Annotated in this window: 27 protein-coding genes and 2 tRNA genes; 8 read left to right on the forward strand and 21 right to left on the reverse strand. The window is 56.2% G+C overall.

What is annotated here, in order from left to right:
• Positions 1 to 17: 17 nt before the first annotated feature.
• Positions 18 to 443 (reverse strand): hypothetical protein, encoded by a 426-nt coding sequence (locus AC0L8N_RS18020; RefSeq protein ID WP_473669691.1) that lies wholly within the window; start codon positions 441 to 443, stop codon positions 18 to 20.
• Positions 436 to 774 carry a PadR family transcriptional regulator gene (locus AC0L8N_RS18025; RefSeq protein WP_473669693.1) on the reverse strand — a complete coding sequence of 113 codons (339 nt, stop codon included), beginning with the start codon at positions 772 to 774 and terminating at the stop codon, positions 436 to 438. The genes AC0L8N_RS18020 and AC0L8N_RS18025 overlap by 8 nt, the downstream gene beginning before the upstream one ends.
• Before the next feature lie 158 nt (positions 775 to 932).
• Between AC0L8N_RS18025 and AC0L8N_RS18030 the strand changes: the two genes are divergently transcribed.
• Positions 933 to 1535, forward strand: a complete 603-nt coding sequence (locus tag AC0L8N_RS18030) for an energy transducer TonB (RefSeq protein WP_473669695.1) — start codon at positions 933 to 935, stop codon at positions 1533 to 1535.
• A 125-nt stretch (positions 1536 to 1660) separates the two neighbouring features.
• On the opposite strand, the gene AC0L8N_RS18035 is transcribed toward AC0L8N_RS18030, so the two are convergent.
• The gene (locus AC0L8N_RS18035) at positions 1661 to 2257 is read right to left on the reverse strand and encodes a hypothetical protein (RefSeq protein ID WP_473669697.1); all 597 of its coding nucleotides are present in this window, start codon (positions 2255 to 2257) and stop codon (positions 1661 to 1663) included.
• Between the two features lie 576 nt (positions 2258 to 2833).
• Between AC0L8N_RS18035 and AC0L8N_RS18040 the strand changes: the two genes are divergently transcribed.
• The 4 genes from AC0L8N_RS18040 to AC0L8N_RS18055 are packed head-to-tail and all read left to right on the forward strand — an operon-like array spanning position 2834 to position 9822.
• Positions 2834 to 3841: an efflux RND transporter periplasmic adaptor subunit gene (locus AC0L8N_RS18040; protein ID WP_473669699.1), complete on the forward strand. Its 1008-nt coding sequence runs from the start codon at positions 2834 to 2836 to the stop codon at positions 3839 to 3841.
• The gene (locus AC0L8N_RS18045; protein ID WP_473669701.1) at positions 3838 to 6984 is read left to right on the forward strand and encodes an efflux RND transporter permease subunit; all 3147 of its coding nucleotides are present in this window, start codon (positions 3838 to 3840) and stop codon (positions 6982 to 6984) included. The genes AC0L8N_RS18040 and AC0L8N_RS18045 overlap by 4 nt, the downstream gene beginning before the upstream one ends.
• Before the next feature lie 49 nt (positions 6985 to 7033).
• A complete protein-coding gene (locus AC0L8N_RS18050; RefSeq protein WP_473669702.1) occupies positions 7034 to 8392 on the forward strand; it encodes an NAD(P)/FAD-dependent oxidoreductase in 1359 nt (452 codons plus the stop codon).
• Positions 8393 to 8421: 29 nt separating this feature from the next.
• Complete coding sequence (locus AC0L8N_RS18055; protein ID WP_473669704.1) at positions 8422 to 9822, forward strand: M64 family metallopeptidase; 1401 nt, start codon at positions 8422 to 8424, stop codon at positions 9820 to 9822.
• Here the strand turns inward: AC0L8N_RS18055 and AC0L8N_RS18060 are convergent.
• Entirely contained in the window at positions 9814 to 11019 is a 1206-nt protein-coding gene (locus AC0L8N_RS18060; RefSeq protein ID WP_473669706.1) for a winged helix-turn-helix domain-containing protein, read from the reverse strand. The two genes, AC0L8N_RS18055 and AC0L8N_RS18060, sit on opposite strands and share 9 nt — an antisense overlap.
• Positions 11009 to 12280: a sterol desaturase family protein gene (locus tag AC0L8N_RS18065; RefSeq protein ID WP_473669708.1), complete on the reverse strand. Its 1272-nt coding sequence runs from the start codon at positions 12278 to 12280 to the stop codon at positions 11009 to 11011. The genes AC0L8N_RS18060 and AC0L8N_RS18065 overlap by 11 nt, the downstream gene beginning before the upstream one ends.
• Before the next feature lie 102 nt (positions 12281 to 12382).
• Here AC0L8N_RS18065 and AC0L8N_RS18070 point away from each other — a divergent pair, with 102 nt between their 5' ends.
• Positions 12383 to 12649: a hypothetical protein gene (locus AC0L8N_RS18070; protein ID WP_473669710.1), complete on the forward strand. Its 267-nt coding sequence runs from the start codon at positions 12383 to 12385 to the stop codon at positions 12647 to 12649.
• A 12-nt stretch (positions 12650 to 12661) separates the two neighbouring features.
• On the opposite strand, the gene AC0L8N_RS18075 is transcribed toward AC0L8N_RS18070, so the two are convergent.
• The 12 genes from AC0L8N_RS18075 to ccmA all read right to left on the reverse strand — a co-directional run bounded on the left by AC0L8N_RS18075 (position 12662) and on the right by ccmA (position 21153).
• Positions 12662 to 13060 carry a fluoride efflux transporter FluC gene (locus AC0L8N_RS18075; protein WP_473669712.1) on the reverse strand — a complete coding sequence of 133 codons (399 nt, stop codon included), beginning with the start codon at positions 13058 to 13060 and terminating at the stop codon, positions 12662 to 12664.
• Positions 13061 to 14035 carry an NAD(P)H-dependent flavin oxidoreductase gene (locus AC0L8N_RS18080; protein ID WP_473669714.1) on the reverse strand — a complete coding sequence of 325 codons (975 nt, stop codon included), beginning with the start codon at positions 14033 to 14035 and terminating at the stop codon, positions 13061 to 13063.
• A 112-nt stretch (positions 14036 to 14147) separates the two neighbouring features.
• Entirely contained in the window at positions 14148 to 14564 is a 417-nt protein-coding gene (locus tag AC0L8N_RS18085; RefSeq protein ID WP_473669716.1) for a PaaI family thioesterase, read from the reverse strand.
• Between the two features lie 3 nt (positions 14565 to 14567).
• A complete protein-coding gene (locus AC0L8N_RS18090; protein WP_473669718.1) occupies positions 14568 to 15536 on the reverse strand; it encodes a tetratricopeptide repeat protein in 969 nt (322 codons plus the stop codon).
• Between the two features lie 9 nt (positions 15537 to 15545).
• A complete protein-coding gene (locus AC0L8N_RS18095) occupies positions 15546 to 15977 on the reverse strand; it encodes a cytochrome c-type biogenesis protein (protein WP_473669720.1) in 432 nt (143 codons plus the stop codon).
• Positions 15974 to 16507, reverse strand: a complete 534-nt coding sequence (locus AC0L8N_RS18100; RefSeq protein WP_473669722.1) for a DsbE family thiol:disulfide interchange protein — start codon at positions 16505 to 16507, stop codon at positions 15974 to 15976. Before AC0L8N_RS18100 ends, AC0L8N_RS18095 begins: the two co-directional genes overlap by 4 nt.
• Positions 16507 to 18468: a heme lyase CcmF/NrfE family subunit gene (locus AC0L8N_RS18105; RefSeq protein WP_473669724.1), complete on the reverse strand. Its 1962-nt coding sequence runs from the start codon at positions 18466 to 18468 to the stop codon at positions 16507 to 16509. The genes AC0L8N_RS18100 and AC0L8N_RS18105 overlap by 1 nt, the downstream gene beginning before the upstream one ends.
• Positions 18465 to 18929, reverse strand: a complete 465-nt coding sequence (ccmE, locus tag AC0L8N_RS18110) for a cytochrome c maturation protein CcmE (protein WP_473669726.1) — start codon at positions 18927 to 18929, stop codon at positions 18465 to 18467. Before ccmE ends, AC0L8N_RS18105 begins: the two co-directional genes overlap by 4 nt.
• Positions 18926 to 19087 carry a heme exporter protein CcmD gene (gene ccmD, locus AC0L8N_RS18115; RefSeq protein ID WP_473669728.1) on the reverse strand — a complete coding sequence of 54 codons (162 nt, stop codon included), beginning with the start codon at positions 19085 to 19087 and terminating at the stop codon, positions 18926 to 18928. The genes ccmE and ccmD overlap by 4 nt, the downstream gene beginning before the upstream one ends.
• Positions 19087 to 19839 carry a heme ABC transporter permease gene (locus tag AC0L8N_RS18120; RefSeq protein WP_473669730.1) on the reverse strand — a complete coding sequence of 251 codons (753 nt, stop codon included), beginning with the start codon at positions 19837 to 19839 and terminating at the stop codon, positions 19087 to 19089. Before AC0L8N_RS18120 ends, ccmD begins: the two co-directional genes overlap by 1 nt.
• Before the next feature lie 7 nt (positions 19840 to 19846).
• On the reverse strand, positions 19847 to 20539 hold the full coding sequence (gene ccmB, locus AC0L8N_RS18125; RefSeq protein WP_473669732.1) for a heme exporter protein CcmB: 693 nt from the start codon (positions 20537 to 20539) through the stop codon (positions 19847 to 19849).
• Positions 20539 to 21153 (reverse strand): cytochrome c biogenesis heme-transporting ATPase CcmA, encoded by a 615-nt coding sequence (ccmA, locus tag AC0L8N_RS18130; RefSeq protein ID WP_473669734.1) that lies wholly within the window; start codon positions 21151 to 21153, stop codon positions 20539 to 20541. The genes ccmB and ccmA overlap by 1 nt, the downstream gene beginning before the upstream one ends.
• A gap of 280 nt (positions 21154 to 21433) precedes the next feature.
• On the opposite strand from ccmA, the gene AC0L8N_RS18135 reads away from it, so the two are divergent.
• Positions 21434 to 22714: an FHA domain-containing protein gene (locus AC0L8N_RS18135; protein WP_473669736.1), complete on the forward strand. Its 1281-nt coding sequence runs from the start codon at positions 21434 to 21436 to the stop codon at positions 22712 to 22714.
• A 6-nt stretch (positions 22715 to 22720) separates the two neighbouring features.
• Here AC0L8N_RS18135 and AC0L8N_RS18140 read toward each other — a convergent pair whose 3' ends face one another.
• Positions 22721 to 23341 (reverse strand): thymidine kinase, encoded by a 621-nt coding sequence (locus AC0L8N_RS18140; protein WP_473669738.1) that lies wholly within the window; start codon positions 23339 to 23341, stop codon positions 22721 to 22723.
• A 149-nt stretch (positions 23342 to 23490) separates the two neighbouring features.
• A complete protein-coding gene (locus AC0L8N_RS18145) occupies positions 23491 to 24633 on the reverse strand; it encodes a pyridoxal phosphate-dependent aminotransferase (RefSeq protein WP_473669740.1) in 1143 nt (380 codons plus the stop codon).
• Positions 24634 to 24711: 78 nt separating this feature from the next.
• On the opposite strand from AC0L8N_RS18145, the gene AC0L8N_RS18150 reads away from it, so the two are divergent.
• Positions 24712 to 26178, forward strand: a complete 1467-nt coding sequence (locus AC0L8N_RS18150; RefSeq protein ID WP_473669742.1) for a GGDEF domain-containing protein — start codon at positions 24712 to 24714, stop codon at positions 26176 to 26178.
• A 78-nt stretch (positions 26179 to 26256) separates the two neighbouring features.
• Here AC0L8N_RS18150 and AC0L8N_RS18155 read toward each other — a convergent pair.
• Together AC0L8N_RS18155 and AC0L8N_RS18160 are read right to left on the reverse strand one after the other, a co-directional pair.
• A tRNA-Leu gene (locus AC0L8N_RS18155) sits at positions 26257 to 26343 on the reverse strand.
• A gap of 19 nt (positions 26344 to 26362) precedes the next feature.
• Positions 26363 to 26436: transfer RNA gene (locus tag AC0L8N_RS18160), tRNA-Cys, on the reverse strand.
• Positions 26437 to 26458: the final 22 nt, after the last annotated feature.

Consider the following 26458-nt stretch of genomic DNA (forward strand, 5'->3'; position numbering starts at 1 on the left):
TGCGTCCGTCGTCCTGACTAACTCAGTTGGAGCGACCGCTGCAGGATACCCAGTAAAACTGCAGTGAAAGTCGCACTCGCGAGAACGGCAAATGCCCAGCGCATCACGATCGAAGCGTGCTGCCAAGCAGCGATGACCGGCGTCACCGGTAGCACGGCCAGACACGCTGCCGGTAAAACCCAACGGGCAAGTACCGGAAATCGATAGGGCCATGCCCGCAATTTTGGGTGGCGAGCGAACTGTTCGCCGATCATTGAAAGGTCGCCCAGCTGACGGCTTGCCTCAGCACCAGCCGCAGTATCGCTCAAGCCGCTGCTGCGTAACTCCGCAACCAGGTCCGTGTAGTGATCTTTGAGTTCAGCCACCGATCGTTCGGTGTGCCGGTTCGCAATTCCGGCGGCCTTAAGTTGGGCTGTCAGTGCCAGAAAATCGGGTTCACGCATGAGCGCCGCCCTCCAGAACTGCGCTGATACCCCCCTGCACGCGCTGCCATTCCTGCTGCAACCGTTCCAGGCGTTTGCTGCCGTCGCGGGTCAGTGAGTAGTAAACACGGGTTCGGCCATCGACTGCTTTGCGGCTGGCCAGCAATGCACCGTCCCGTTCCAGGCCGTGCAGCACCGGGTAAATAACGCCCTCGCCGAGTTTGATGGCTTCGTCAGTAACCTGGCGAATGGAGCGTACTAACTCGTAGCCGTACATCTCCCGTTGCGCCAACAGTCGCAGCAGCAAGAGTTCGGGGACGCCACTCATGAACGGTGGGTTGGTCTTGGCCATGGTTCTGCCCTGCCCGCCAGTAATCCTGCGGAGAATGCCTCGGGATTCAAGGTATGTCAATATATACATTGCCATTCTAGGCATCTACACTATACCTGTAACTGATAGGTATCTCGGCGGGAAGGACTGCTGGACAGTCCATGTTTGAGGGCCCTGACATGATTCAACGATACGTAGCTGCTACACCGCCTGGCATCGTTATCGCAGCCAGCCTGTTACTGCTGATGCAGCAGTTAATCAAAACCGGCAACGATGCGCTGGTCCCCGACACGATCCGAATACCCACCATATTTGGTGCTGCGACTGTGCCGCCCCCGCCCCTGCAAATCACGGATTCCAAGCCGCCGGATCGTATCCCCTTACCCCTGCCCACGCCGGGCGGTATGCCGGTCTTGACCGTCGATGTACCGGAGCAGCACGAGCACTTCACTCCTCTCCAGCATTGGCCGGCGCCACCAACGGAGCTGGGTGAACCTCCCGAATGGTCCGATAGTTCGCTGGTCAGCCTGGTGCGCATCGAACCCGTATACCCACAAAGTGCCGCAGATCGACGAATAGAGGGAACGGTGGTTGTGAGCTTCGATGTCGGCGTCGACGGTCTGGTCAGTCATCCGGTGATCGAGCGTTCAAGCCATCCTGTTTTCAACAAGGCGGCCATCCGCGCTGTGACGAAATTCCGTTACCAACCGCGGGTGATAGACGGCAGTCCGGTCACCACAAAGGGAGTGCAAACATTGTTTCGATTCGAGATGAAAGACTGACCCTGCGACGCCGGTTTGACGGAGGGGATATAGCCCACAGTGCAGTTTGGGAGTGAATCCGGGAAACCTAGTCTCCCGCCGGGTTTACACCGGGTTCACTCCCCTTTTTTTGTTGCGCCGTGTTGTCAGCGGGCCCTTTTGAACGTCTGGAATACGATTGCGGATTCATTGTTCCTGCCACGAAACGTCACTTTCCGTAACAGCGTCTCGCGATCCGTTGACAGGCTGTAACGCTCGCTGATTTTCATGCCGTGCCTGTCCAGCGTATCGACCACGTAATCAGGCCCATCCCAGCCGGAGACTCGTTGCGCTTCCGCTTGGCCAACGCTGATACGACGCATTTCGCCGAAGCGGTACTCTTCCACCACAGCTCTGTTAAAACTGATAAACAGCGCCGAGGGCGTCTGGGTTATTTTCAGGGCATCGGCATTCTTGAAGAACACGTAAGTCAGGCCACCCTGCGCGCGGGTGCTCGTACTGCTGCGTGAGCGACTCTGCTGCGGCCGCGCGATAGGTCGATCGTCGCGAATGCCATCGGTTTCGCGAATGGCCCTGCTCAGCTGCCGGGCAATGGCGTCCGAGTCTCCCTGCAGCTCCCAATTGCCTGCGAGACTGACGGTCGAATGATTGGCTGCGGCGTACGGTTCAAGCACTTCGCGATTGCCACAGGCGGACAGGGCAAGCAGAAGCAATGCGCTGCTTAGTGTTGTTGTTAGACGCATGACGACAATTCCTGCAATTCGGTGTGCCCGACCAGCGGTGCACGGCTTGGCTTCAGCATACGCAATCCGTCGTCGCTAGCAAAACTATTGCGGAGCGGTGAGTCGTCCATACGCGGCTGCCCCTGCTGAGCGCGCTGCAGGCACATTTTGTTTCCGCTGACACGGCCACTGTACTGACCGCGAAAGACAGGCTGCCGTGACCGCCGCGAGTCGCCGACCGCCCCTGGTCAACCCAACTCAGTGAGCAACCGGAATGCCGGCCGCAGTCGGCTGATATTTGCGGCGTGCAGCGGAGCCGACGGGATGCTGCATTCAATAGTGTTTCTGGCTGCCAGAAAATAACGCCAATCCCGACTTTCTGGCAACCAATTGACCGGGGCCGGATTCGGCTATTCAACCGGTGTTCTCCGTTTCAGATCAGGCCCGCAATTTGGTCGCTTTTCGCGGTATCTAGCAACGGCTGGCGCGGTTATAATGCACTGCAGCAAAGCACGCCTCCCGCACCACTCTTTCTGCTAACAGGTTTCGGGCCCCGAATTGCGGGACCCTGTGCCTCTGAAATCGAAGAAGAAACAAATGACGTTGTTTACTCGCCTGATCCTCGTTGCTGCCCTCATTCATCCAGCAGTGGCATTGGCGGCCATACCGGTAACCGTGGGACCACTTGCCGAACAGCTCATGGAACTTGAGGTTCGCGCTCCCGCGATGGTTGTGCCTGCGAATAAAGCCGTTATCACGGCACAGGTCACGGGCCTTATAGAAGCCGTTGAAAAAGATGTTGGCGCAGCCGTCAAAAAAGGTGATGTGCTCATCCGGCTCAATAGTGACGATGCGCAACTGGGGCTGGATCGGGCCCGAGCAGATCTGCAGGCACTGGATGCTCAGATCGAACAGGCCGCTGCCCGACTAAAACGCGGTGAGGACCTTATCAGCAGCAGTTTCATTTCCGACGACGACCTGCTTGACCGACGGACAACTCTGGCTGTGCTGCGAGCCAATCGGGCCTCACAGGAACTGGGCATCCGCAGCGCACAACTTGCGTTGTCCCGTACCCGCATCACGGCACCCTACGACGCGACGGTCGTGGCCCGCGCGGCGCAGGTGGGCAGTCTTGCACAACCCGGTACGCCGCTGGTGACCCTTGTTCAGACCAGTGCGCGGGAAGTCGATGCTGACATCGATCCCCGTTACGCGGCTGGCTTGCCGGCTGCGCAAGAACTGCGCCTGGAAAGTCAGGGGCAGTCGTGGCCATTGGCTTTCACACGACTGGCAACCGTCATCGATGCAGCGGCGCGCACGCAGAAAGGCCGCTTCAGTTTTGCAGGCAGCCCGGCACCAATTGGTACCAGCGGTGAGGTGGTCTGGAGAGAAGCGGCGGGGTTACTGCCGGTTCCGCTCATTGTCCAGCGTGATGGCAAACTTGGTGTGTTTATCGCCGATGGCAGTATTGCGCGCTTTGTCGCCTTGCCCAACGCGCAGGAAGGCCGTCCTGCCAGCGCCAATCTGCCCGGCAATACGTTGCTGGTGATTCGCGGCCAATCGAGGCTGCAAGATGGCGATGAACTGCAGATAGATCGCCTATGAAATTCATGCGTACGCTGCTGACCAATCACCCATTGGTCAATATCCTGTTCGGTGTCGTACTGGTTCTGGGCGCCCTGTCGTATTCCCAGATGCCGCGCGAGCAAGACCCGGAAATCAATTTTAATTTCGTTAGCATCAATACGGTCCTGCCTGGTGCAACTGCGGCGGATGTCGAGCAGCTGGTCACCAGTCCGCTCGAAGATGCGCTGCGAAATGTTCAGGATATACGCTTCGTATCCAGCAGTTCCCGCGACAATGTTTCAAACATCCTGGTGCGTTTTCGCGAGTTGTCCGAACGCGAATTCGACAAACGGGTTACTGATCTTCGCCGCGAAATTCAAAGCAAGACCAACGACGAGCTGCCGGGGGACGTTGAAGACCCCTACGTAATGGAAATCACAACCTCAAACGGTTTCCCTACCGCGAGTGTCGTTCTTCTTGGTCAGGCCGACGATGAACGTTTGCGCCAACAGGCGAAATTGATCAAGGAAGAAATTGAGCGTCTGAAGGGCGTCGACCGCGTTAGCGCGTTTGGATTCAATGAGCCGGAATTACAGATCGAAGTTGATCCAGTGAAACTGGCGGCAAACGGCATTACCGCGGCGGACCTGGCGGATCAGGTGCGGGCTTCTTTCCAGGACGTATCGGCAGGCAAGATTGATGTCGACAGCGAAGCCTGGCTGGTGCGGGTGGAAGGCAAGACTACCGATCCGGAAGAACTTGCGACATTTCTACTTGCGCCATTGAGTGAACCACAAAGCAAAATCCCGCTGGACCGTGTTGCTACGGTACGGCGTGGTCGTCAGGAAGCGCAGCAAGCCGTTAGCTTCAACAACCGCCCTGCTATTTTCATGTCTGTAACGAAGGTCGGCTTCACCAATACGCTGGAGCTGGTTGATCGTATTAACGCGTATGTAGACGACAAGAACGAAGTGCTTGCGGCCACCGGTATGGAATTGATCTTGTCGGATGACCAAACGGTACAAACCCGCTCCGCGCTCGAAGTCATGCAACGCAATGCCGGACTCGGCCTGATACTCGTGTTAGGTGTGTGCTGGCTTTTCCTCGGTATGCGCATTGCCTTTTTCGTGACGATGGGTATTGGTTTTTCGATCGCTGGTACGTTTTGGTTGCTGAACATGATGGGCAACACGTTGAACGTGTCGGTCCTGCTCGGCATCGTGATAGTGCTGGGTATGCTGGTCGATGATGCGGTGGTCGTTGTTGAAGCGCTCTACTACCGATTGCAACGCGGACAGGAAGCGGTCGAAGCCGCCCTGGACTCGCTGGCGGAGGTAGGCAAACCGGTTACCTCGGCCGTGTTGACTTCGATCTCGGCATTCGCCCCGCTGATGTTACTGCCGGGCATACTTGGCGACTTCATGCAGGTCATTCCATTGGTGGTTACGGTTGGGCTGCTGGTCAGCCTGATCGAAGCATTCTGGATTTTGCCGGCTCACGTCATTTCCACTGCGCCGAAAAAAGTGACCTACAAGGAAACGCTGTCGCACTGGCGTGGTCGTTGGACTCACCGTATTCGAACCCGGTATACACGGGCTCTGGCCTACGTATTTCGCAAGCCTGCGCGCTTCTTTATCGGCAGTGCGCTGGCATTCTTTTTGTCCATCGCCGCGGTCGGCACCGGCATGGTCAAGGTGGAGTTCTTCACGTTCGACCCAATTCGCATGTTCTATATCAATGTCGATATGCCACCGGATGCGCCGCTTGAGAAAACGCTGGAACAGACGGTCCGGGTCGAGACACGCGTTCGTACCTTGTTGCGCGACGAGGAAATCCGGGCTGTCACCAGCATGGCTGGTATCAAGTTCACCGATTCCGAAGCGTTGTTTGGCGATCAGTACGGTCAGATTCAGGTGTCCTTGCAGCCACGTCCGAGCGGTGGTCGATCCGTACGTGAAGTGGTCGACTCGGTTAGGGATATCGCGACCACGACGCCCGGCGATTCAGAGATCACGTTTTTCGAACTGACCGGTGGCCCGCCTGCCGCCAAAGACGTGAGTGTCAAGGTTCGCAGCGACAATTTCGATGAACTGCGTGCGGCTACGGAAGCGGTAAAGTCCATCGTGCAATCGATAAACGGAGCGAGCAACGTTGTAGACAACGACGTACCCGGCCGTTACGAACTCACACTCAACCTTGATGAGCCGGCTATTCGCGAGGCCGGCCTGTCGCCCGGCACTGTCGCGCGTCTGGTTCGCTTGCACCTGGACGGAGAGATCGTCTCCTTCACCCGTGGCGCGGGTGAAAAAATTGAGCTGCGCGTACGCGGGCCACGGCGCACGGTCAGCGATGTTCGCGCGATTCTCGATGACCCTATCGCGCTGCCATCCGGCGGCAGTACAACTCTGGGTGCTTTGACCACAACCCGAACCTCCCGCAGCAGCGGTACTGTTCGGCATTATCAATACCGACGATCTATTACGGTGGAAGCCGATCTCGAACCCGGCACTACGAATACCGTGGACGCCACAAATGCGATACGTAACGAATGGGCGAAGATCCGCCTGGATTACCCCACCTCCGATCTGGAGTTCGGTGGTGCCTTCGATGACATTCAGGAAAGTCTCGATGCGATGCTGTTCCTGCTGTTGTTTGGCCTTGGGCTGATCTACCTGATTCTGGCGACCCAGTTCCGCAGCTATTTCCAGCCCATGCTGATTCTGGTCACGGTACCCATGGCATTTATCGGTGTGGTATTCGGATTGTTTGTGACCAACAACCCGCTCAGTCTGTACACGCTTTACGGTGTCGTGGCGTTGACGGGTATCGCGGTCAATGCAGCGATCGTGTTGATCGATGCTGCGAATACCCGGATCAATGACGGCATGCGTCCGTTGCACGCGATCATCTATGCATCGCGCCGCCGTATCGTACCTATTCTGATGACGACGCTAACCACAATTGCTGGCCTGTTTTCACTTGCCACCGGCCTGGGCGGTAAGTCACTGTTGTGGGGGCCGGTAGCCACCAGTATGGTTTTCGGGCTCGCGGTAGCGACTGCAATGACTCTGTTCCTGATGCCAATTCTGTTTCGCGCATTCATGCGTTTGCGTGGCAACCGGATAAGTTCGGGACTGAAGCGCTCGTTGAAACGCATACACAGAAAGGTAGTATCGAGCTAAACAGGCGAACGGTAAGTCCTGTCCTGCGGATCAATCTATAAGGCGACCCATGGAATCAAACAGCGTTTCGTACAAGGTATCGTCAACCTGGGAACGTCCAGCTACTCCACCTCACGCGTTGCCAGCCGACGCGGACATTGTGATTATCGGCGGCGGTATCGTTGGTGTCTCCACCGCATGGTTCCTCGCGCGGCAGGGGGTTAGCGTGGTGCTGTGCGAAAAGGGCAATATCGCCGGCGAGCAATCCGGTCGGAACTGGGGCTGGGTTCGACAGCAGGGACGCGACCCCAGAGAGCTGCCAATGATGATGGAAAGTCGTCGAATCTGGCTGGACCTGGAAGAACAAATTGGCGAGGAAGTCGGACTTCAGCAATCCGGTTGCCTGTTCATGGCGCGCGATGACAAGCAGCTGGAAGAATTGGAATCCTGGGTTCCCATCGCCAAAGAGCACGGACTCGACACCCGGATCATCAGTGGTGCCACCCTCGATGAGCAGGTTAGTTACGCATCCCAACAATGGCGCGGCGCAATTTATACGGCATCGGATTGTCGAGCGGAACCGCACAAGGCGGCACCGGCCATTGCCAGAGGTGCTGCTCGCGAGGGTGCGACGGTGTTAACGCACTGTGCCGTTCGCGGCATTGAGACCGAAGCCGGTTCGGTAGCAGCTGTAGTGACCGAGCACGGCAGAATTCGCACTCGCGTTGTGTTGTGCGCCGCCGGGGCATGGACAAGTATGTTCTGTCGATCATTGGGTATATCCGTTCCGCAGCTTAGAGTGAGAGGCACTGTCGCCCGTACAGCGCCCGCCCCCGAATTACTGAGGGGCTGTATGTTTGACGAGAAGATAGGTATCCGTCGTCGCCAGGATGGTGGCTATACCGTGGCGCACGGGTCAATCCTCGACCACGGCATTACGCCAAGCACGTTACGGTACGCCGCCAAATTTATTCCGGCGCTGCGTCAGGAATTCAAAGTATTGCGATTATCAATCGGCCGTGACTTCTGGCAGGAACTGCGTATGCCGAAGCGCTGGTCACTGGACGAACCGTCGCCATTCGAAAATACCAGGGCATTGAATCCTGCGCCGAACAACGCTGTGTTGCGTGAAATCAAAAGCAATCTGGCCGAGACGTTCCCCGCGCTCGCCGATGTGGACCTTGTCGAAGCGTGGGCGGGTATGGTGGAAACCTCGCCGGACGTCGTACCGGTCATGGGTGAGAGTGAAGTACTGCCCGGTTTTCATATTGCAACGGGTTTTAGTGGCCACGGCTTCGGCATTGGACCGGGTGCCGGCAAAACGCTTGCGGCTATGCTGACCGGCGGCACGACCGACATCGATCTATCGCACTTTCGATTGAGCCGTTTCTTCGATGGCACACCCATCGAGCCGATGAGCACCGTTTAAAATAGGTTTCGCCAACTGAGGTAACCCCGATGCGACTAACACTGGCTGTGCTGTTGCTCTTGTTGCAGGGCTCCGTATTCGCTGCTGAACCCCGCACGTTGCGCGTTGATTACTATCACAGTGGCGACATCCAGACGGAGATTTTCAGTCTGGATCGCGTCGTACGGGAACCCCTTACCTTCCCCGGTAACCCCGCGCAACCAATTGACAGTACGCAACGCGGGAAATACGAGTTTCAGATTCGCAGCGTCGCTGACGAACTGATGTACAGCCGCAGCTTCAGCAGTATTTATGGTGAATGGGAAACTACCGGGGAAGCCCGATCGATGCACCGTACGTTTCACGAGTCCGTGCGTTTTCCGGAACCCGACGCTGAGGTCGATCTCGTCATGCGCAAACGCGATGCGAACAATGCGTTCCGTGAAGTATGGCGTGTTCGGATAGATCCGGACGACTACCTTGTACACAACGAATCCGCCGCCTATCAGTCTCAGGTCGTTGCCATCCAGAACAGCGGCGATCCCGCAATCAAGGTGGACCTGCTGTTGCTTGGCGACGGCTACCGTGCGGACGAACACGAGGCATTCATTGCCAAAGCGCACGAGCTTACCGAGGCACTTTTTTCGAGCAGTCCGTTTCGCGAGCGTAGAAGTGATTTCAATGTCTGGGCTCTGGCACCCGCAGCCGCAGAGTCCGGTGTCTCCAGACCGTCGACCGGGACGTATCGCGACAGTCCGTTCGGTGCGACTTACGACGCATTTCGTAGCGAGCGTTACATACTGACCTATGACAACCGCGAGATTCGGGAAATTATTTCGTCAGCGTCGTACGACTTCATAGAAATTCTCACCAATACCGATACCTATGGTGGCGGCGGGATTTACGGCCTGTACAGCACGGCAGCAGCGAACAACGAGTGGGCGGACTATTTGTTCGTGCACGAGTTTGGACACCATTTTGCCGGGCTGGCTGACGAGTACTACACCAGCTCTGTGGCCTACGAATCCCCGCAGGTGCTGGTTGAACCTTATGAGCCGAACGTGACCGCAACCATTGGCGATGGCCAGCTCAAGTGGCGGCATCTTATGAGCTCAGAGACCCCAATACCGACTCCCTGGCCCAAGGAAGAATACGAGCAACACTCGCTTGCCTATCAGGAGATAAGAGCAGCGTTACGGCGCGACAATGCGCCGGAATCGGCCATGAACAAGTTGTTTGCTGACAACCGGCAGTTTGAAGAGCAGCTGTTCTCGGCAGCAAAGTATCGTAATACGATCGGCGCTTTCGAAGGTGCGAATTATCAGGCGGCTGGTTACTACCGTTCCGAGCTGAATTGCGTGATGTTTACGCGAACTCCGGGCTTTTGCCAGGTATGCAGCAATGCCATCGAACAGGTTATCGATGAGTACAGTCGCAGCCCCTCACCCTGAAGCCACTACGGCCTGCCGCAATGCGGCAGCCAGATTGCCTTTGCGGCTCACCTTGATCGTGTGCAGTTCCAGCCAGTTGACTATGCCGCGCAGTTCCACCGCGAGCCGTTCTGCCGCTTTCTCCGGAATGATGCCGTCCTCTCCGTGCGTCGCACGCACGAGCAAGCATCGCGCTTTGCGGTCTGCCTTGAGATCGACTCTCGCGACGATCCTGTCGTCGCATAAAAATGGCAAAACGTAATAGCCCCAGCGGCGTTTGCTTTCCGGCACGTAAATTTCAATGCGGTAATGAAAGTCGAACATTCGCTCGGTACGCGGGCGATACCAGACCAGTGGATCAAAAGGCGATAACAAAGCATTGGTTGTTATAGATTGTGGCAGTCGCGCGTCCTTGTGCAGCCAGGCAGGCTCCGGCCAACCTTCAACGTTGACTGCTGAGATAACACCCTCATCCCTCAGTTCATCCAGGTGTGGCTTGCAGTCTGCAGGCTTCATTCGAAAATAATCGGCCAGGTCGCGACTCGTTGCGATACCCAAAGAATGTGCGGCTCGGGAGAGCAAATGTCGTTGTGCTTCTGCCGGAGTGTAGTCAGTCTTCCTGTATGCAGAGTCAATCAGTCTTTCCGGCAGGTCGTAGACACGTTGGAAATTTGTGAGCCTGTGACTGACGGCCAAATCGCCACGCCCGAAGTGGTGTTCCAGTGCCCAACGGGGAATTGACCGGTGCCAATCGCCTGCCTTACGTCGGGGAGCCGGGACGGGTGGCAGGTCGTTTGCAGTGACCGCGCCCTGCTCCTGCACCTGCGCCAGGACATCAGCAAGGTATTTCTGGTGATCGCGCATGCGGAACAATGGCGTGTTGTGCGTCTGCCGAAATGCAGCCCGACGATGTGCGAGCAATGGCCAGCTACTCACCGGGACTATGCAAGCTTCATGAGCCCATTGCTCCGTGAAGTTGCCGCTGTCGTACACCGCGCGTTCAAAGGTTGCCGGTGAGTAGGCGCCCAGGCGGGAGTACGGAATAAGCTGGTGCGCTGGAACCAGCACGTTGACGAAGTCGAGCTGTAACAAACCGAGTCGATCGACTACCCGGCGCACATGCCCGGCGTTGACCGTGGCAGGCCTTGCTCGATCGAAGCCTTGCGCGGCAATAGCCAGCCGGCGGGCCTCTGCCGCACTGAACTGCTTACGTGGCATCGACAGCACGCTCCAGTGGTTCGTACTTCGCATAGCCAAGTGACGTCAGTGAAATGACCGTGTACATGCCATACGCAATCAGGCTACTCATCGTATCAACGGGTAGTAGCGCGACTGTGTGGAGGCAGACCAGCAACAGCGGTACGACCAGTAGCATTCGCACCAACTCGAACCGGCGGGCATAAGTTCGTCGTTCGTTCATCAGGCCCAGACCGTAGAGTTGTATCCACAGCATTGCACAGGGAACAACGACACTGCTTGCACCAAATTGAGCAAACGCCGTGCCGATCAAAAGTACCGCGATGACCGAAAAGCCCAGCTGTATTACCAGGTATTGTTGAACGCCAGCGGGCAACGGCGGGTCAAATTTGCGGAAACTCGCAATGTCGGATGACGGACGCGGGTATTTGGTCACGACGTCGTCAGGCCGCCACCCGGTGCGCCGGAACCAAACACCCAATTTGTCGCGCCAGCGTTTGGTCCTCGCTGTGTCAAACCACAAGTATTCGTAGACTTGCCAATTGGCATAGAACGGATTCCAGCTCGCAAGCGGCTTGCGGACACCGAAGACCACCGGTTCGCTCTCCAGCTCTTCTTGGTATGAACCGAACATGCGATCCCACAGAATGAGGATGCCACCGTAGTTGCGATCAATATAGACCTCGTTCTGAGCGTGATGCACGCGATGATTCGATGGCGTAATGAATACCCGATCAAGCCAGCCGAGCTTACCGATATGCTGCGTGTGTACCCAGAACTGGTAGATCAGATCAATGGCGTTGACCGTTAACACGACCTCTAAAGGAATGCCGATTAAGAATAGCGGCAAATAAAACAGCCAGCCAAACAGAAAGCCGGTACTCGTTTGTCGCAACGCTGTCGACAGATTGTAGTCTTCACTCTGGTGATGAACAGCATGGGCTGCCCACAGTATCGACACCTCGTGGCTGCAGCGGTGAAACCAGTAGTAGCAAAAATCAAATGCGAGTAGAGCGAGCAGCCACAGGCCAATGCCACGCAGGGACATATCGAATACGGATGGGCTGATATCGAACAGAGCCAGGTGTTGTAACGCAGTCCCCCACACCCACAGAGGCAACAGGCGGGTGAAATAACCGAACGTGGTGCTCAGGGTGCCGGTACTGAGGCTGTTGATCGTATCGTTCAGCCTGTAGTATTTGCTGCCACGCCAATGGTCCCACGCGAGCTCAATGAGCAGTGCGAGTACGAAGAAAGGGACTGCGAGTGCGAGTAGCTCCATGTTTTGCGTCAGGTGTCCGTCTATGACAGCGAGTCAGGTTAAGCCGCTAGCCGTTAGCGGTCAATTGAGCAAAGCGTACCCATGAACGTCGGGTTTAGCGCTTTGCGGCGGACTCGGTCGTACTGGGTGGTTCTGTGTCTGTTTGCAGCAGGCAACCTGTGGAGCGCAAGTCGTTTTTACGAGGATTTACGTGACAGCTACGGGGCCACGCTATACATGGGTTTGCCATTCCCGTTCTATCGCAGTTCGTTGCCTGACGAGAGCGGTCAGGTTTTGTGGACGGGCTTGTTACTTGATTTGGTTCTGGCCTGGACTGTCGCAGTAATTGTCGGCTGGCTGGCACTGTTGCTGACTCGACGCGGGCCTTAACGTCCGGACAATTCAGGCGCTTAGCATGCGAACCAGGTGTATCCCCGCGTAAAAAAACATAAAGCCGCCACCGAGAGTCAGCAGTAAGTAACCGAAAGCAGCCAATTGTTCATCGCGCTGCAGCATGCCGCCTAGTTCGTACACGAACGCGGACAAGGTCGTAAAACTTCCGCAGAATCCCACGGCCAGCAAGAGTCGGTGTGGTTCGTGTTCCAGCGCCGTGCCAGTCACCCAGTCCGATTCTGCAAACCATTGCAAGACCGCTCCCATGACCAGGCAGCCGAGCAAATTGGACAGCAAGGTGCCGAACGGCAGCCCGCCGTAACGTGACAGCATCATGGTGAGTCCATAGCGTGACATGGCGCCCAGTGCGCCGCCGCCGCCGACAAACAATAGCGCTGTCAGATTCACTTAAGCCTCTCGGGATGCACAGAGTCGCGACGCTGTGGCACGGTATTCGCGTTCCAGTCGATCAACCAGATCAGCAACGCCGGGTATGTCGTGCATGGTACCAACGCCCTGCCCGGCACCCCAAATATCACGCCATGCTTTGGCTTTCGAGGATCCGCCACTACCGAAATTCATCTTCTCTTTACTGCCTTCCGGCAATTGCGAAGGGTCCAGCCCGGCATTGACGATGCTGCCTTTCAGGTAGCTGCCGTGCACACCGGTAAACAGAGAGGAGTAAACGATGTCAGCCGACTTGCTGGCCACTATCATTTTCTTGTAGTCCGCTGGCGCATTCGCTTCTTTGGTCGCGATGAAGCGGGTACCCATGTAAGCAAGATCAGCACCGATGGCTTGTGCAGCTAGAACATCGTTGCCACAACTCATGCTGCCCGACAGGATCACAACGCCATTGAAGAATTCGCGAATTTCCTTCACCAGGGCGAACGGGCTGGACGTGCCCGCATGGCCACCGGCGCCCGCACAAACAGCAATGATGCCATCGACGCCCTGTTCGATGGCCTTCTCGGCGTGTCGAACATTAATCACATCATGAAAAACCAGCCCGCCATAGCTGTGCACTGCCTCCACAACGTCGGCCGGCGGCCGCAGGCTGGTAATGACGATCGGCACTTTGTGTTTGACGCAAACCTCGATGTCCTGCTGCAAGCGATCGTTCGATTGATGGACTATCTGATTAACGGCAAACGGTGCGGTTATCTCATCGGGATTGCGCTCTGCATGCTCCGCAAGTTCGCTGGTTATGCGGCTTAGCCACTCGTCAAGCTGCGACTGCGGACGCGCATTCAGCGCGGGAAAGCTGCCGACAATACCGGCCTTGCACTGCGCAATAACCAACTCGGGACCCGAAACAATGAACATGGGCGCGCCGATAAGTGGCAGACGCAATCTGGCAGAGAGACTCGTGGGCAAAGACATAAGGACTTCCGTGGCAAACGCTGACTGGCAACCTAAAAAACCCGGGCATGCTAGCACAGACGCCCTGCGCAGAGCCCCGTGACACCGGAGCCGCAGCGCCAGGATCCGTGCTTCAAATCAGCATGAAGCTCGCATCGCACTCGGCAATCAAGGTGTTGTCTTTAATCCGCCGAGCTTCGCCCCGTACATTCACGCGGCGGCGTCGCTCATCTTCAATCCAGCCCAGCAATTGAATCTGCTCGCCAACTTCGAGAGGCTGCCGGTAACGTATTTCGCAACGCGCGGTGTGAGCCTTGCGGTTCTGCAAATACATGACATTGGCCATTACGTCATCGAGAGCGGTATAGATAATCCCGCCGTGCACAGTGTTCTGGTAACCGACGTGATTGGCATCGGGTGTGAACAAGCCATTGCAACGCCCCGCCTCGTCCAGCGCAAAAGCGATATGCAGTCCGATGGGGTTATCGACGCCGCAGGCAAAGCATTGGTTGGCCGGTTCTATGCGAGCGTCGTTATTCAGCAGCTCCACCCATCACGGTACCTGGCTGTTTATCGTAACTTCTACAGAGGTACCTGCCGCCGTATCAACGTTTGCCTGACCGAACCAGTCCCCGGATTGCGCAATGGGTTCACCGCTTTGCGAGGCACGTACAATGATTTCCAGTTGCTGGAATTGTGATAGCACGCGGCCGGGAATCATCGCGTCGGCATTGCTGAGTGTCACCGTTGCTGGCAATTCGGATAATTGACGGCGTGCAGCCGCAATAGGTGGCGATGGTTGTTGCGGATCGCGAGCAATGACGAAAACGCTGGTATCGGGCTTTAATCCGGCCATCGCCTCCGGCGCTACAGAAATGTCGATGGCCAGGGTAGTGTCGGTTGGTGCTGTCCCACGCCACTCGGCGATGCGGGTTCGCAATATGTCCTGAACCTCCGGAGGCGGTGCTTGCGCGAGCAAGGTTTCCCAGCGATCCGCGGCCAGAGTTCTATCGCCACGCTCGATTGCCGCGATGCCGCCGTAGAACAGTGCTTTCGGGTTGTTTGGCGACACGCTCAATGCCTGCTCGAACAATTGCGCCGAACGTCCGGCTACCCGGTCGCCCTCACGAAACAGGACCGCCTCAGCCAATTCGGAAATCGTATTGCCGTCGTTAGCGCCTTCTTTTTCCATTGCCTGCTCAAACGCATTGACCGCGCGCGGGTAGTCTTGTGCTTGCATGAACGTGCGCCCGAGCATTTTCCAGCCAGCAACGTCATCCGGGTTTTCCTGCAGGCGTCCTTCAAGTGCGGCAACCATCTCATTCATCGACGGTTCGACTGCCGGACCAGACGGCGCCCCCGGCGTCCCGATGAGCGTGTACAGGCCACCACCGATCAGCATGATCAACACGGCAGCAGAGGCCGAACCGATACTTAAACGGCGCTGTTCACGGTACAGCGGCCAGCAAACAAACAATGCGCCAGCCAATAGCATGGCGGCAAAAATTATCCAGAGGGTCATGCGTCAGAGTTATCCGTTGTCTCGAGCTGTCAGTTCGTCAGCGTCATCTATAGGCAGGTTCATACGACCGCGCACGACGCGCACCGCAACAATGCCACCGCCAAACAGCAACAGTGCCGGTGCGATCCAGAGGATCAGCGTCTTGCCGCTCATGCGGGGTCGGTACAGTGCGAATTCGCCGTAGCGGGCAACGAGAAAGTCGTATATCTCGTTGTCAGAATTGCCTTCGGCGAGCAGTCGGCGAATTTCCCGGCGCAAGTCGGAGGCAAGAAAAGCGTTGGAGTCACGCAGGTTCTGGTTCTGACACTTGAGGCAACGAACTTCCTCTATCAGGTGTTCGTAGCGTGCCTGAAGTTCTGGATCGTCAAAGGCAACGCCCGTATCGATCGCGTACACCGGCCCGATAGCCAGTATGCACAGCATGGCGACAAACCGGCTCACGGTCGATCGGCCTTGGCCGTGTCGATTTTTGGTACGAAATCGCGTTGCCATATCTGCTCGTTTAATGGCCCTAGGTGTTTGTGCAAGACAACGCCACTGGCATCCACAAGAAAAGTCTCCGGTGCGCCGTACACGCCCCAATCGATGCCGACCCGACCGTCGCCATCGAAGCCGGACGCAACGTAGGGATTGCCCAGCTGGGCAATCCACTCCAGCGCATCCTCGCGTCGGTCACGCCAGTTCAAGCCGTAGATCGGAATTTCATTGCGCGCGGACAATTCCAGCAGCCAGGCATGTTCCTGACGGCAACCCACGCACCAGGTAGCCCACACGTTCACCAGGACCGTTTGGCCACGGTAGTCTTCGTTACTGATGGTTTCCCCGGGGTCACTCAGTGTCGTCAGCTCGAACGCGGGTGCGGGCTGATTGATAAACGGTGATGGCAGCTCGCTGGGATCCCGATTGAGTCCGATCAGAAACATGGGGATGAGAGCCGCAAACACGGCAACCGGCGCGAGGTAGCGCCACATCAGGCTGGCTCTCCCAGTGCTTTGCTGTGTTTTACCCGTTCTTTGGCCGTCAGGCGGTATCGCCTGTCGCTCGCCGCGATGAGACCGCCAAAGGCCATGATGAACGTGCCTGCCCAGATAAAGCGTATCAGGGGTTTGTACTGTAGCCGTACGCTCCAGGCACCGTCGCCGAGCGGCTCGCCCAAGGCAGCAAATAAATCCCGATTCCAGGAGGCATCGATGCCAGCGTCTGTCATCGGTTCTTGCTGCACAAGGTAAGTCCGTTTTTGCGGTCGTAGCGTTGTGATGTATTCACCATTGCGACGCACTTCGATCTGACCTTCGAGGGCTCGGTAGTTCGGTCCTTCGACGTCAGACAGTTTCTGCAACTCGAACTGATACCCCGCAACGTCAACGCTTTGACCCGGAACCATCCTCATGTCACTTTCAAAATTGAAGGAGGACACGATAGTTACACCAAGTACAAATATGCCCACACCGAAATGTGCAATTGACATGCCCAACATGGAACGAGAAATCGCAGGCGTCCCCGGGCTGCGACGGATCGAGCGCAGCGGCTGCAGAACGGAGACGGCGAGTAACCAGAAGCCGGCAATACAGCCGACGGCCATCAATGCGCCCAGACGTCCATAGATAAACGTTGGAACGGCAATGCCTGCAACAAGCGCGAATAACGCCGGCCACCGAAGTTGCTTGGCCAACGGTTCCCATGCTTGGTGGCGCCACGCGGTATGCATGCCTACGCCGATAAGCAGGACCAAAGGAATCAATGGAATCGCCACAGCAATTTCGAACCACGGTGGTCCGACCGAAATTTTTCCCGCGCCCATCACTTCAACGACGAGCGGCGCGAGCGTGCCCATCAAAATAAGTGTTGCCGCGATGATCAGCAACACGTTATTCAACAGCAGGAAAGTCTCTCGGGACAGTGCTTTGAAACCGGCATGAGAATCCAGTTGCGGTGCCCGTATGGCGTACAAGGTGAGAGCACCACCGATAACCACGGTGAGAAACGCGAGTATGAAAATACCGCGGGACGGATCCGTTGCAAATGCATGCACTGAAACCAAGATTCCTGAACGTACCAGGAACGTCCCCAACAGGCTCAAGGAGAACGCCGAAATAGCGAGCAACAATGTCCAACTCTTGAACAAGCCGCGCTTCTCGGTTACGGCGAGAGAATGAATCAACGCCGTTCCTGCAAGCCAGGGCATTAAGGAAGCGTTCTCAACTGGGTCCCAGAACCACCAGCCGCCCCAGCCAAGCTCGTAGTATGCCCACCAGCTGCCGAGGGAAATACCGACCGTCAAAAACAACCAGGCCCAAGTGGTCCATGGGCGTGTCCAACGTGCCCACGCCTGGTCCAGATTGCCGGTTAACATCGCTGCAATAGCGAATGCGAATGCCACTGAGAAACCGACGTAACCGATATAGAGTATCGGCGGATGGATAGCGAGACCGGGGTCCTGCAACAAAGGATTGAGATCTGCGCCGTCTAGCGGTGCGGGCAACAGGCGCTCGAACGGGTTGGAGGTTAGCAGCGTGAATAACAGGAATCCGATGCTGAGAAAGCCCAGTACGCCAATTACACGTGCCGAGAACTTCTCAGGCAGCGCATGGCTGTAGCGTGCGACCGCGACAGTCCAGACACTCAGTATAAGTATCCATAACAGTAGCGAGCCTTCATGCGCGGCCCACACTGCGGATATCTTGTAAATAGTGGGTAACGCCAGCTGCGAATTGTTCGCAACGTACAGTACAGAGAAATCGCTTTGCAAAAACGAGATGGTCAGGCAAATGAAGGCAATGGTGACAAACACCAATTGACCGACGGCGGCTGGCCTGGCAACTGCCAGCATCGCGGGATTGCCGCGCCAGGCCCCCAGCATCGGGTAAACGAACTGACAGGCGGCTAGTGCCAATGCCAGTATGAGCGCGAAATGACCTATCTCCGGGATCATTCGTTCACTACCACCTGTTCAGCGGCTGCTTTCTTCGCAGCGGCGTGTTTGGCCAGCGTTTCCGCGACTTCAGGCGGCATGTAATTTTCGTCGTGCTTGGCCAGGACTTCATCGGCCACAAAGATGCCGCTGTCGTCCAAACGGCCGTGCGCTATGATTCCCTGCCCTTCACGAAACAGATCGGGCAGCACGCCGTTGTAACTGACTGTCAATTCGTCTTCCATGTCGGTCAGATCAAATTGCACTTCAAGTTCGCCATTCTTGCGGCGTACGCTGTTTTCAACCACGAGCCCACCGACGCGGAAGTTCTTGTCCGTGGGCGCGTTGCCTGCATTGGCGTCGCTGATTTCCACGTAAAACATCATGTTTTCCTGAAATGCCCGCAGGGTTAAGCCCGTCGCGATAATCACACCGACCAAGGCCAGTCCGACGCCGAGCATCCGTTGTTGTCTGGGTTTCATTCTTCCGACTCCGCTAACTGAACTTGCCGTGCAATATCTCGCAATACCTTACGCTGACGCTGTTTGGCCTGCACGACGCACGTTATCAGGACTGCGACGGATATACCGTAGGACGTCCATACATAAAATCCGTATTTTCCCATGGCCAGCATTTCCATCAGGCGTTTCCTGTTGCGTCAGGCAGTAAACGCCGAACCCATCGGGCTCGTCGTTCACGGTAGAGCACTTCGCTGCGCACCCGCATTAACAACACGGCGGCAAAGAAAAAGGTAAATCCAGCAATCATGGTCAACAACGGGTACAACATTGGCCCGGCGATCGCGGGGCCATCTGCCCGAATCAGCGTTGATCCCTGATGCAATGAACTCCACCACTCTACTGAAAAATGAATAATTGGAACGTTAACAGCGCCGACCAATGCCAGCACCGCGCTTGCCCGGTCCGCCTTTGTGCCATCGTCAATCGATGCGCGCAATGCCATATAACCGAAGTATAAGAACAGCAAAATCAGTTCCGAGGTCAGTCTTGGATCGCCCCACTCCCACCAGGTTCCCCACATCGGTCGTCCCCATACCGCGCCAGTGATAAGTGCCAGGAACGTGAACCACGCACCAATGGGTGCGACCCCAGCCGCCACGGCATGCGCCAGCTTCATGCGCCAGATCAGGCCAACGCCTGCCGATATCGCCATGATTGAGTACGCCATCATCGACAGGTAAGCGGCGGGCACATGCACGTAAATAATCCGGAACGCGTCGCCCTGCTGATAATCCGGCGGTGCGTAGAACAAGCCTTTCACGGCGCCATAGGTCATCAGTGCGATGCCACTGACGGCAAACCAGGGGATAAAGAGACCGGCGATCCGGTAGAAATGAGGTGGCGACGCCAGTTTATGAAAGAAAGTCCACATTTTACTCTTACTCGTTACTAATACGCAGCGCCGCAGCCGCTGCGAATGGTGCGAGGGTTACCGACAACATGCAATAGGCACCCAGGAAATACGCCCCTGCCGCATAGCCATCACCGGCTGCCGCCAAGGCTGAGCTGCGCGCGCCGAAAATAAGCACGGGCATCGCGAGCGGCAAGACCAGCAAACTCAGCAAGGCTGTACCGCGATTCAGACCGACTGTCAGGGCCGCACCTACCGCGCCGATCAAGCTCAAGCTGATTGTGCCCAGCAATAACGTGACCGGCATGGCGATCAGGCTCGCGGCCGGTAGGTCGAAACTCAAACCAATCAGCGGCGACACAATGACCAACGGCAAGCCACTTAGCAACCAATGCGCGGTGGTCTTGGCCAGCACCATCAACGGTAACGGTTGCGCACTTAATAAGAGTTGCTCAAGACTGCCGTCTTCGTGGTCGGCGCTGAATAACGCGTTCAGCGACAACATGGCGGCCAGCAATGCAGCTACCCAGACCACGCCGGGACCTATTGCCCGTAGTTGCGCCAAATCCGGGCCGATGGCGAGAGGAAACAATGTGCTCACAACGGCAAAAAAGAACAATGGATTCAACACATCGCCAGGGCGCTTCCAGCCCAGCATCAGGTCACGACGCAATACCGCCAGGAACCCTGCCACCAGTCCCGGCATTGATCGCGACGGCATCACGATAACACCAGCGAATGTTGCGGAATATCGACGGCAACGCCACGGTGCGAGGCCATTACACAGATGCCGCCACGGCCCAGATGTTCCGCTAGCAACCGCTCGATTAACTCAATGCCGGCTTTGTCCAGATTGGTGAACGGCTCGTCCAGCAACCACAGCGGAGCGCCTCCCGTCAGCAACCGGGCCAGCGCGACCCGGCGTTGCTGCCCGGCGGACAGGACCCGCATGGGAAGTTGTGCGAGTCGATCAATACCGAGTTCCTGCAACGCATCCATCAAGTCGCGTTCACTACCTGGCCGCAGCTCCTGTTCGCACCGCAGATTTTCCAAAGGGGTGAGGTCGAGTTTGCAGCCGGTGCGGTGCCCATACCAAAGTAATTGTTCTCGGTAAGTCTGACGATTGCTCCGCGTGGAGACGCCCTTCCAAAGCACCTCCCCGCGATCAGCCTCCATTAATCCGGCGAGTACCCGCATCAGACTGGTCTTGCCAGAGCCATTGGCACCTTCAATGACGAGGGCTTCACCGGCCGACAGCGAAAAGTTGACGCCTTTGAACAGCAGTCGATCGCCGCGTATCAGGCTCAGGTCATTGCCACAGTAAAGTGTCGTCAAGAGATTACGCCTCGGCGACACCGTCCACGGTCGATGAGCAACCGCAGCACTGAGACAGTTTTATAAATATTATTAAGCATTTATTCGACTTATCTAAAAAAAGAAAAAGATAGTTCCGCTATATTTCTGTTCTACTGTCTCATTCACGGGCCGGTTTACAAACGACACGCCGGGATCGTAGACTCGATAAAGGTTCTGCTACGTATATGAAGCACTTTAAAAAGCGACGATAAGTAGCTGTAAGTAATAAATAAGTTTTGAAAATAATTGAGTTCTTGAAATGGAATTAGCGGCTGCTGGCCTGTCTTTGCAACCTTTTAGTACCCACAGCCGTCCTCTCGTGGTCGTTAGCTACCACGCACAGCTCGCTGCATTGGAGTTTTTGCGCACGACCCTCAAACATCCGCAGGGTCTGGGCGTACTTCAAGGGCCGCCGCTGTCCGGCAAGAGCACCATTATCCACGAATTTGTCTCCAGTCTGAACGCCGATCGGTCACACGCCGTGGTCAACGGCAACAAGCTCACAGCACGGCAGCTGGTTGCGCAGGTGCTCGATGGCTTTGGCTTCGATGTCGAACTGGGTTCCATGAATGAAGCCCTCGGCATGTTACGCGTCTATGCGATGCAACAGGCTGCCGTCAATCGTGCCCCTTTGATTGTTATTGAAAACGTCCATGCGTTGCATGCCGAAACATTGCAGGTGTTGTGCGAAATAGCGGCTCTTAAGGTGCGGCAGGACTCTGCAGTACGACTAATTCTGGTCAACGATCGTCCAACCCGACCGCAGTTGCAGGCGCCGACGCTCGAAGTGCTGAACTCCCGCCTGACCGGTGTATTCAATCTGGCCGGTATGGACGATCAGGAAACCGAGATTTATCTCTACTCCAAATTGGCTGCGGGTGGCTGCGAGGCACCTGAGGCCGTAGTCCCGGAATCCGTATGCGTGGAGGTGCACAAAGCGTCAGGCGGGTGGCCAGGCATTGTTGATCGCATCATGCTGTTTGCACTCGCGCGCGCGACGACCTGCCCGTTGTCCGCTGACCACATAGAACGGCCGGTGGTGCCAGCCATGACGGGTGACGCGGGCACGGTTGCCAAGCCAAGTGCCGTTGATTCAGCGGCGGCGAAGCTGTTCCTGACCTACCAGGGGCGTACCGTTCGTGAAATTTCGCTGGACAGCGAGCGCATCATGATTGGCCGTTCTGAGCACAATGAAATTGCTATAGCCAGCCGGTTTATCAGCCGACACCACGCGCTCTTTATCCGGGACAATGGCACCACGTTGCTGATGGACCTGAACAGTACCAATGGCACGTTCGTCAATTCTCAACGGATTTCCAACTACATCATGGTGCACGACGACATCGTGACCATCGGTCATCACGGTTTGAAGTTTGTAGATCCAGCGGCGCGCAATCACCAACCACTGGAAGGCGCCAGCTTCAGCGATACCATCATAATGAAGAGTATCGACGACATGCGCCGCATGCTGGCAAGGGAAACGACCCGCTCGCTCGATCTTCCCGAAAACGACGGAAAACGGGCCAATAGCGACGACTAGTACTGCTCAGGCGAGCTTTGCCGCTGGCTGAGATTCTTCGTCGGAGTCTTCTGCGTAGAATTGAGAGTTGAAATGCTTGCGGCACATGGAGATGTAGCGGTCATTGCCGCCAATCTCGACTTGCGAGCCCTCGCGAATAGCTTTGCCCGCTTCATCCAGACGTAACACCATGGTCGCTTTGCGGCCACAATGACAAATGGCTTTGATTTCGGTCAGGTTGTCGGACCAGGCCAGCAGATACTGGCTGCCTTCGAACGGTTCGCCGCGAAAATCGGTGCGTAAACCGTAGGCAAGCACCGGAATTCCCAGGTTATCGCAAACGCGGCCAAGTTGGTGGACCTGATCGCGACTGAGGAATTGAGCCTCATCGATGAGCACGCAGTGCAGGTCTTCGTCTGTACAGCATGCGGCGATGACGTCGTAGAGGTTATCGGCCCGATTGAAGGTCGTGGCGGCCGCTTCGAGGCCTATGCGCGATGTGACCCGGCCGACGCCGTAGCGGTCATCGAACTCCGGCGCCAAAACCAGCGTATTCATGCCCCGTTCGCGGTAGTTGTAGCTGGACTGCAGCAACGCCGTCGATTTTCCAGCGTTCATAGATGAGTAGTAAAAATACAGTTTGGCCATAGCGTAGTCGTCGACCGGATCTTAGTTATTGATAGAGGCGTCAGTCCTCGCCAGCCATTTTGCCATAGTTGCCAGCGCAGAGGCGCTGCACCAAATCAAAAATAGCCCGGCAATGCGCGGGCTATTTTGTGTTGCTGTCTCTGCTGCGTCTAGCTGAACAAGCGCTTGTAGGTTTGCACGTAATAACGCATTTCTTCCGGTTTCGCCATGCTGATACGTGACCAGTTCAAGAACGGTGGGAATGGACGACCGGAATAGATGCCCTCCTCCCGCAAGCGTGCATTGAGCTCCTCTACAGGCATACCTGATTGGAAGAATGAAAAATTCGCATTCGATTTCACGTAACGCAGGCCGAGTTCCTCGAACATACCCTCAACGATCGCCAGCGATTCCTTGTTCTTGCGAATGGTGAATTTCTGAAATTCATCATCCTGGTAACTCGCGTAGGCGGCCTTGATGCCCAGTATGTTTATCTGCCCGGTCTTCCGCTCATCGATCTCAGTGATCAGTTCCGGGTGAGCGTACGCGAAACCGATTCGCAGCCCTGCAAGGCCGTGAATTTTCGACGCCGTTCTCGCCACCACCAGGTTGCGATTGCCATTGCGGATCAACTCCATCATCGAACCGTATTCCGGGTTGTCGACGAACTCGTGATAGGCCTCGTCAACGAAAACCAGCCGATCCTTCGAAATCGTAGCAACGAAATTTTTCAGGCGATTCTTTTCGATGATTGATGGTATGGGGTTGTTGGGATTCACGATGTAAACGAGGCGCGTATCGCGGCGAATGGCCTTCGCCATTGCCTCGAGATCGATGTTCAGGCCTTCGTCGACCGGCACCCGAATGATCTGCGAACCGGCCCTGCCGGCGTAACGGACCAGGTCCTGATAGGTCGGATCGGCACAAACAACAGAGCCCGATTGCATGCTTGCGATCATTCCGGCGGTTTTGAGGATCTCCCCGGAGCCCGTGCCTATCGCGATGTGATCGGCCGGTACGTCTTCCAGCGAGGACATCAGAGCGAGCATTTCGTCTCTTATGCCACCGTATTTATTGCTGAGGTCGATGGCGCCGTTTATTGCTTGCAACGCTACCCGCGATGGGCCCCATGGATTCTCATTGGTGCCAGCACGGATCATGTACTCAGGTCGTTGCAACGCGGGTCCAGCTACTGCCGCGTTTTGCATTAATCCCGCTATCGGTGCCGTTGTTGCAGTTGCCAGACCGGGCAACAGGCCAATGCTGACTGCACCGCCCCCTTGCAGAAGTTGGCGACGAGTATATCTGGCCATGCGTGTTCCCCCATGTTTTCGATGCCGGATCTGGTCGGCCGGCTCGCTAAACGGTAGTCCCTGAATCGCTCAGATTCAATGACAAAATTTCGTTCAGGTGAAACAAGTTTCGCAGCTAAGTATGCGAAATTCAGCGAAAAACAGAGTGCGACGTATCAGCTGTGGGCCTTCGTGGGCATGCCGGAAGCGCCGACCCTTTTAACAATAAATTGGCGTAAATGTGACACAGTTGTCGGGTATGGTCGTACTGACTCGTTACGATGCTCACCACCGACTGCTGAGTCGGGAAATGGAGACTTTATGGAACGGCCGTATGTCGAGGAACTGAATAATCCACGCTTTGGATTAACGTTCAGGAATCGTCGCGTGGAAAGAGAGTTTCGGGCCTATTCGGTACTGAGGAACGCCGCCTCGCTACGTTTGCAACTCAGCATCGGCGCAGTCTTTATCTGCCTGTTGACCTTGCTCGACAACTGGTTTCTTCCCGAAGGATTCACTCAACAAGTGAATTGGCTTCGATTTGGCGTGATGTTACCGCCGGTAGTATTTATGCTGGGGCTGACTTTCTCCCGCAGCGGCAGCAAATACTTGCAACCGGCAGGCATCGCGGTAGGAATCACGATCGGTCTGACATCATTGCTTATAGGCTCTATTTCCGCACGCTACGATGTCCCGCGCCTGTTTGCCGGTTACCAGATCATTATCGTATTTGTGTACTTTTTTCTGGGGCTGCGAGTTCCCGTCGCCATATCAACCGGTGTATTTTTGCTAATGGCGTTTGTTACTGCTGCGATGCTGAACAATGCATCGACGTTGACGACCGTATACAACGCGGTGTACCTCGGGTTCCTGAACATCATTGGCGCCATGGGCGGTTACCATCTCTCTAAAGCCCAGCGGATTGCTTTTCTGGAAGATCGTATTCTCAGTTATCGAGCAAATCACGATGCCTTAACAGGGCTACCCAATCGCCGCGCGTTCGACGAAGCGCTTGACGCAGCCTGGGACAATGCCAAAGACGAGCACAAGGCTCTGACGGTGCTGATGCTCGACATCGACCATTTCAAGAAATTTAATGACCGTTACGGACATCAGGCTGGCGATAATGCCATCTCAGTTGTTGCAGAAATAATTGAAGAAAACCTTAAGCGGCCACAGGACTTTGCCGGACGGTACGGCGGCGAAGAGTTTGTCGTACTGCTATACGATGCGACGCCAAAGTTCGGGCACGAGCTGGCCGAGAATATCCGTAAGACAGTGTTAGAACGCCATATTGAACATCTGGATTCGACGACGGCGAAACAGCTTAGCGTGAGTATTGGCATTGCGCATCTGCACCCGTCACGAACCAAACGGAGTTCTGAAGGCTGCCTGCAAATGGCTGACGAGGCACTCTACGCGGCTAAACAAAACGGACGTAATCGTGTTGTGGTTGGGAGTTTAGCGACCGACGTCGCGCAAACCGGTGTATTCAAAGTTGCTGCAGTTAACGACCTGGAGCAAAACCACTCGTCCGATAAGCCGGCGAGCTCCCGCACACGTTAGCTTGGAAGGACGCGCTGTTGCCAGTCCGCTTTCGACCGCCACAAGAAAGGCCGAAACTGGCTAACGCTTTGTATTTATTGGTGCCCGGAGCCGGAATCGAACCGGCACTCCCTTTCGAGAAACGGATTTTAAGTCCGTAGCGTCTACCAATTCCGCCACCCGGGCGGGGTGGGCTGCGTGTAAATGGAGGCTAGGGACGGAATCGAACCGACGTACGCGGCTTTGCAGGCCGCTGCATGACCACTCTGCCACCTAGCCAGGTGCAACCGGAACATTCAAG

This window comes from Woeseia sp. D3-10 (genome assembly GCF_055809415.1).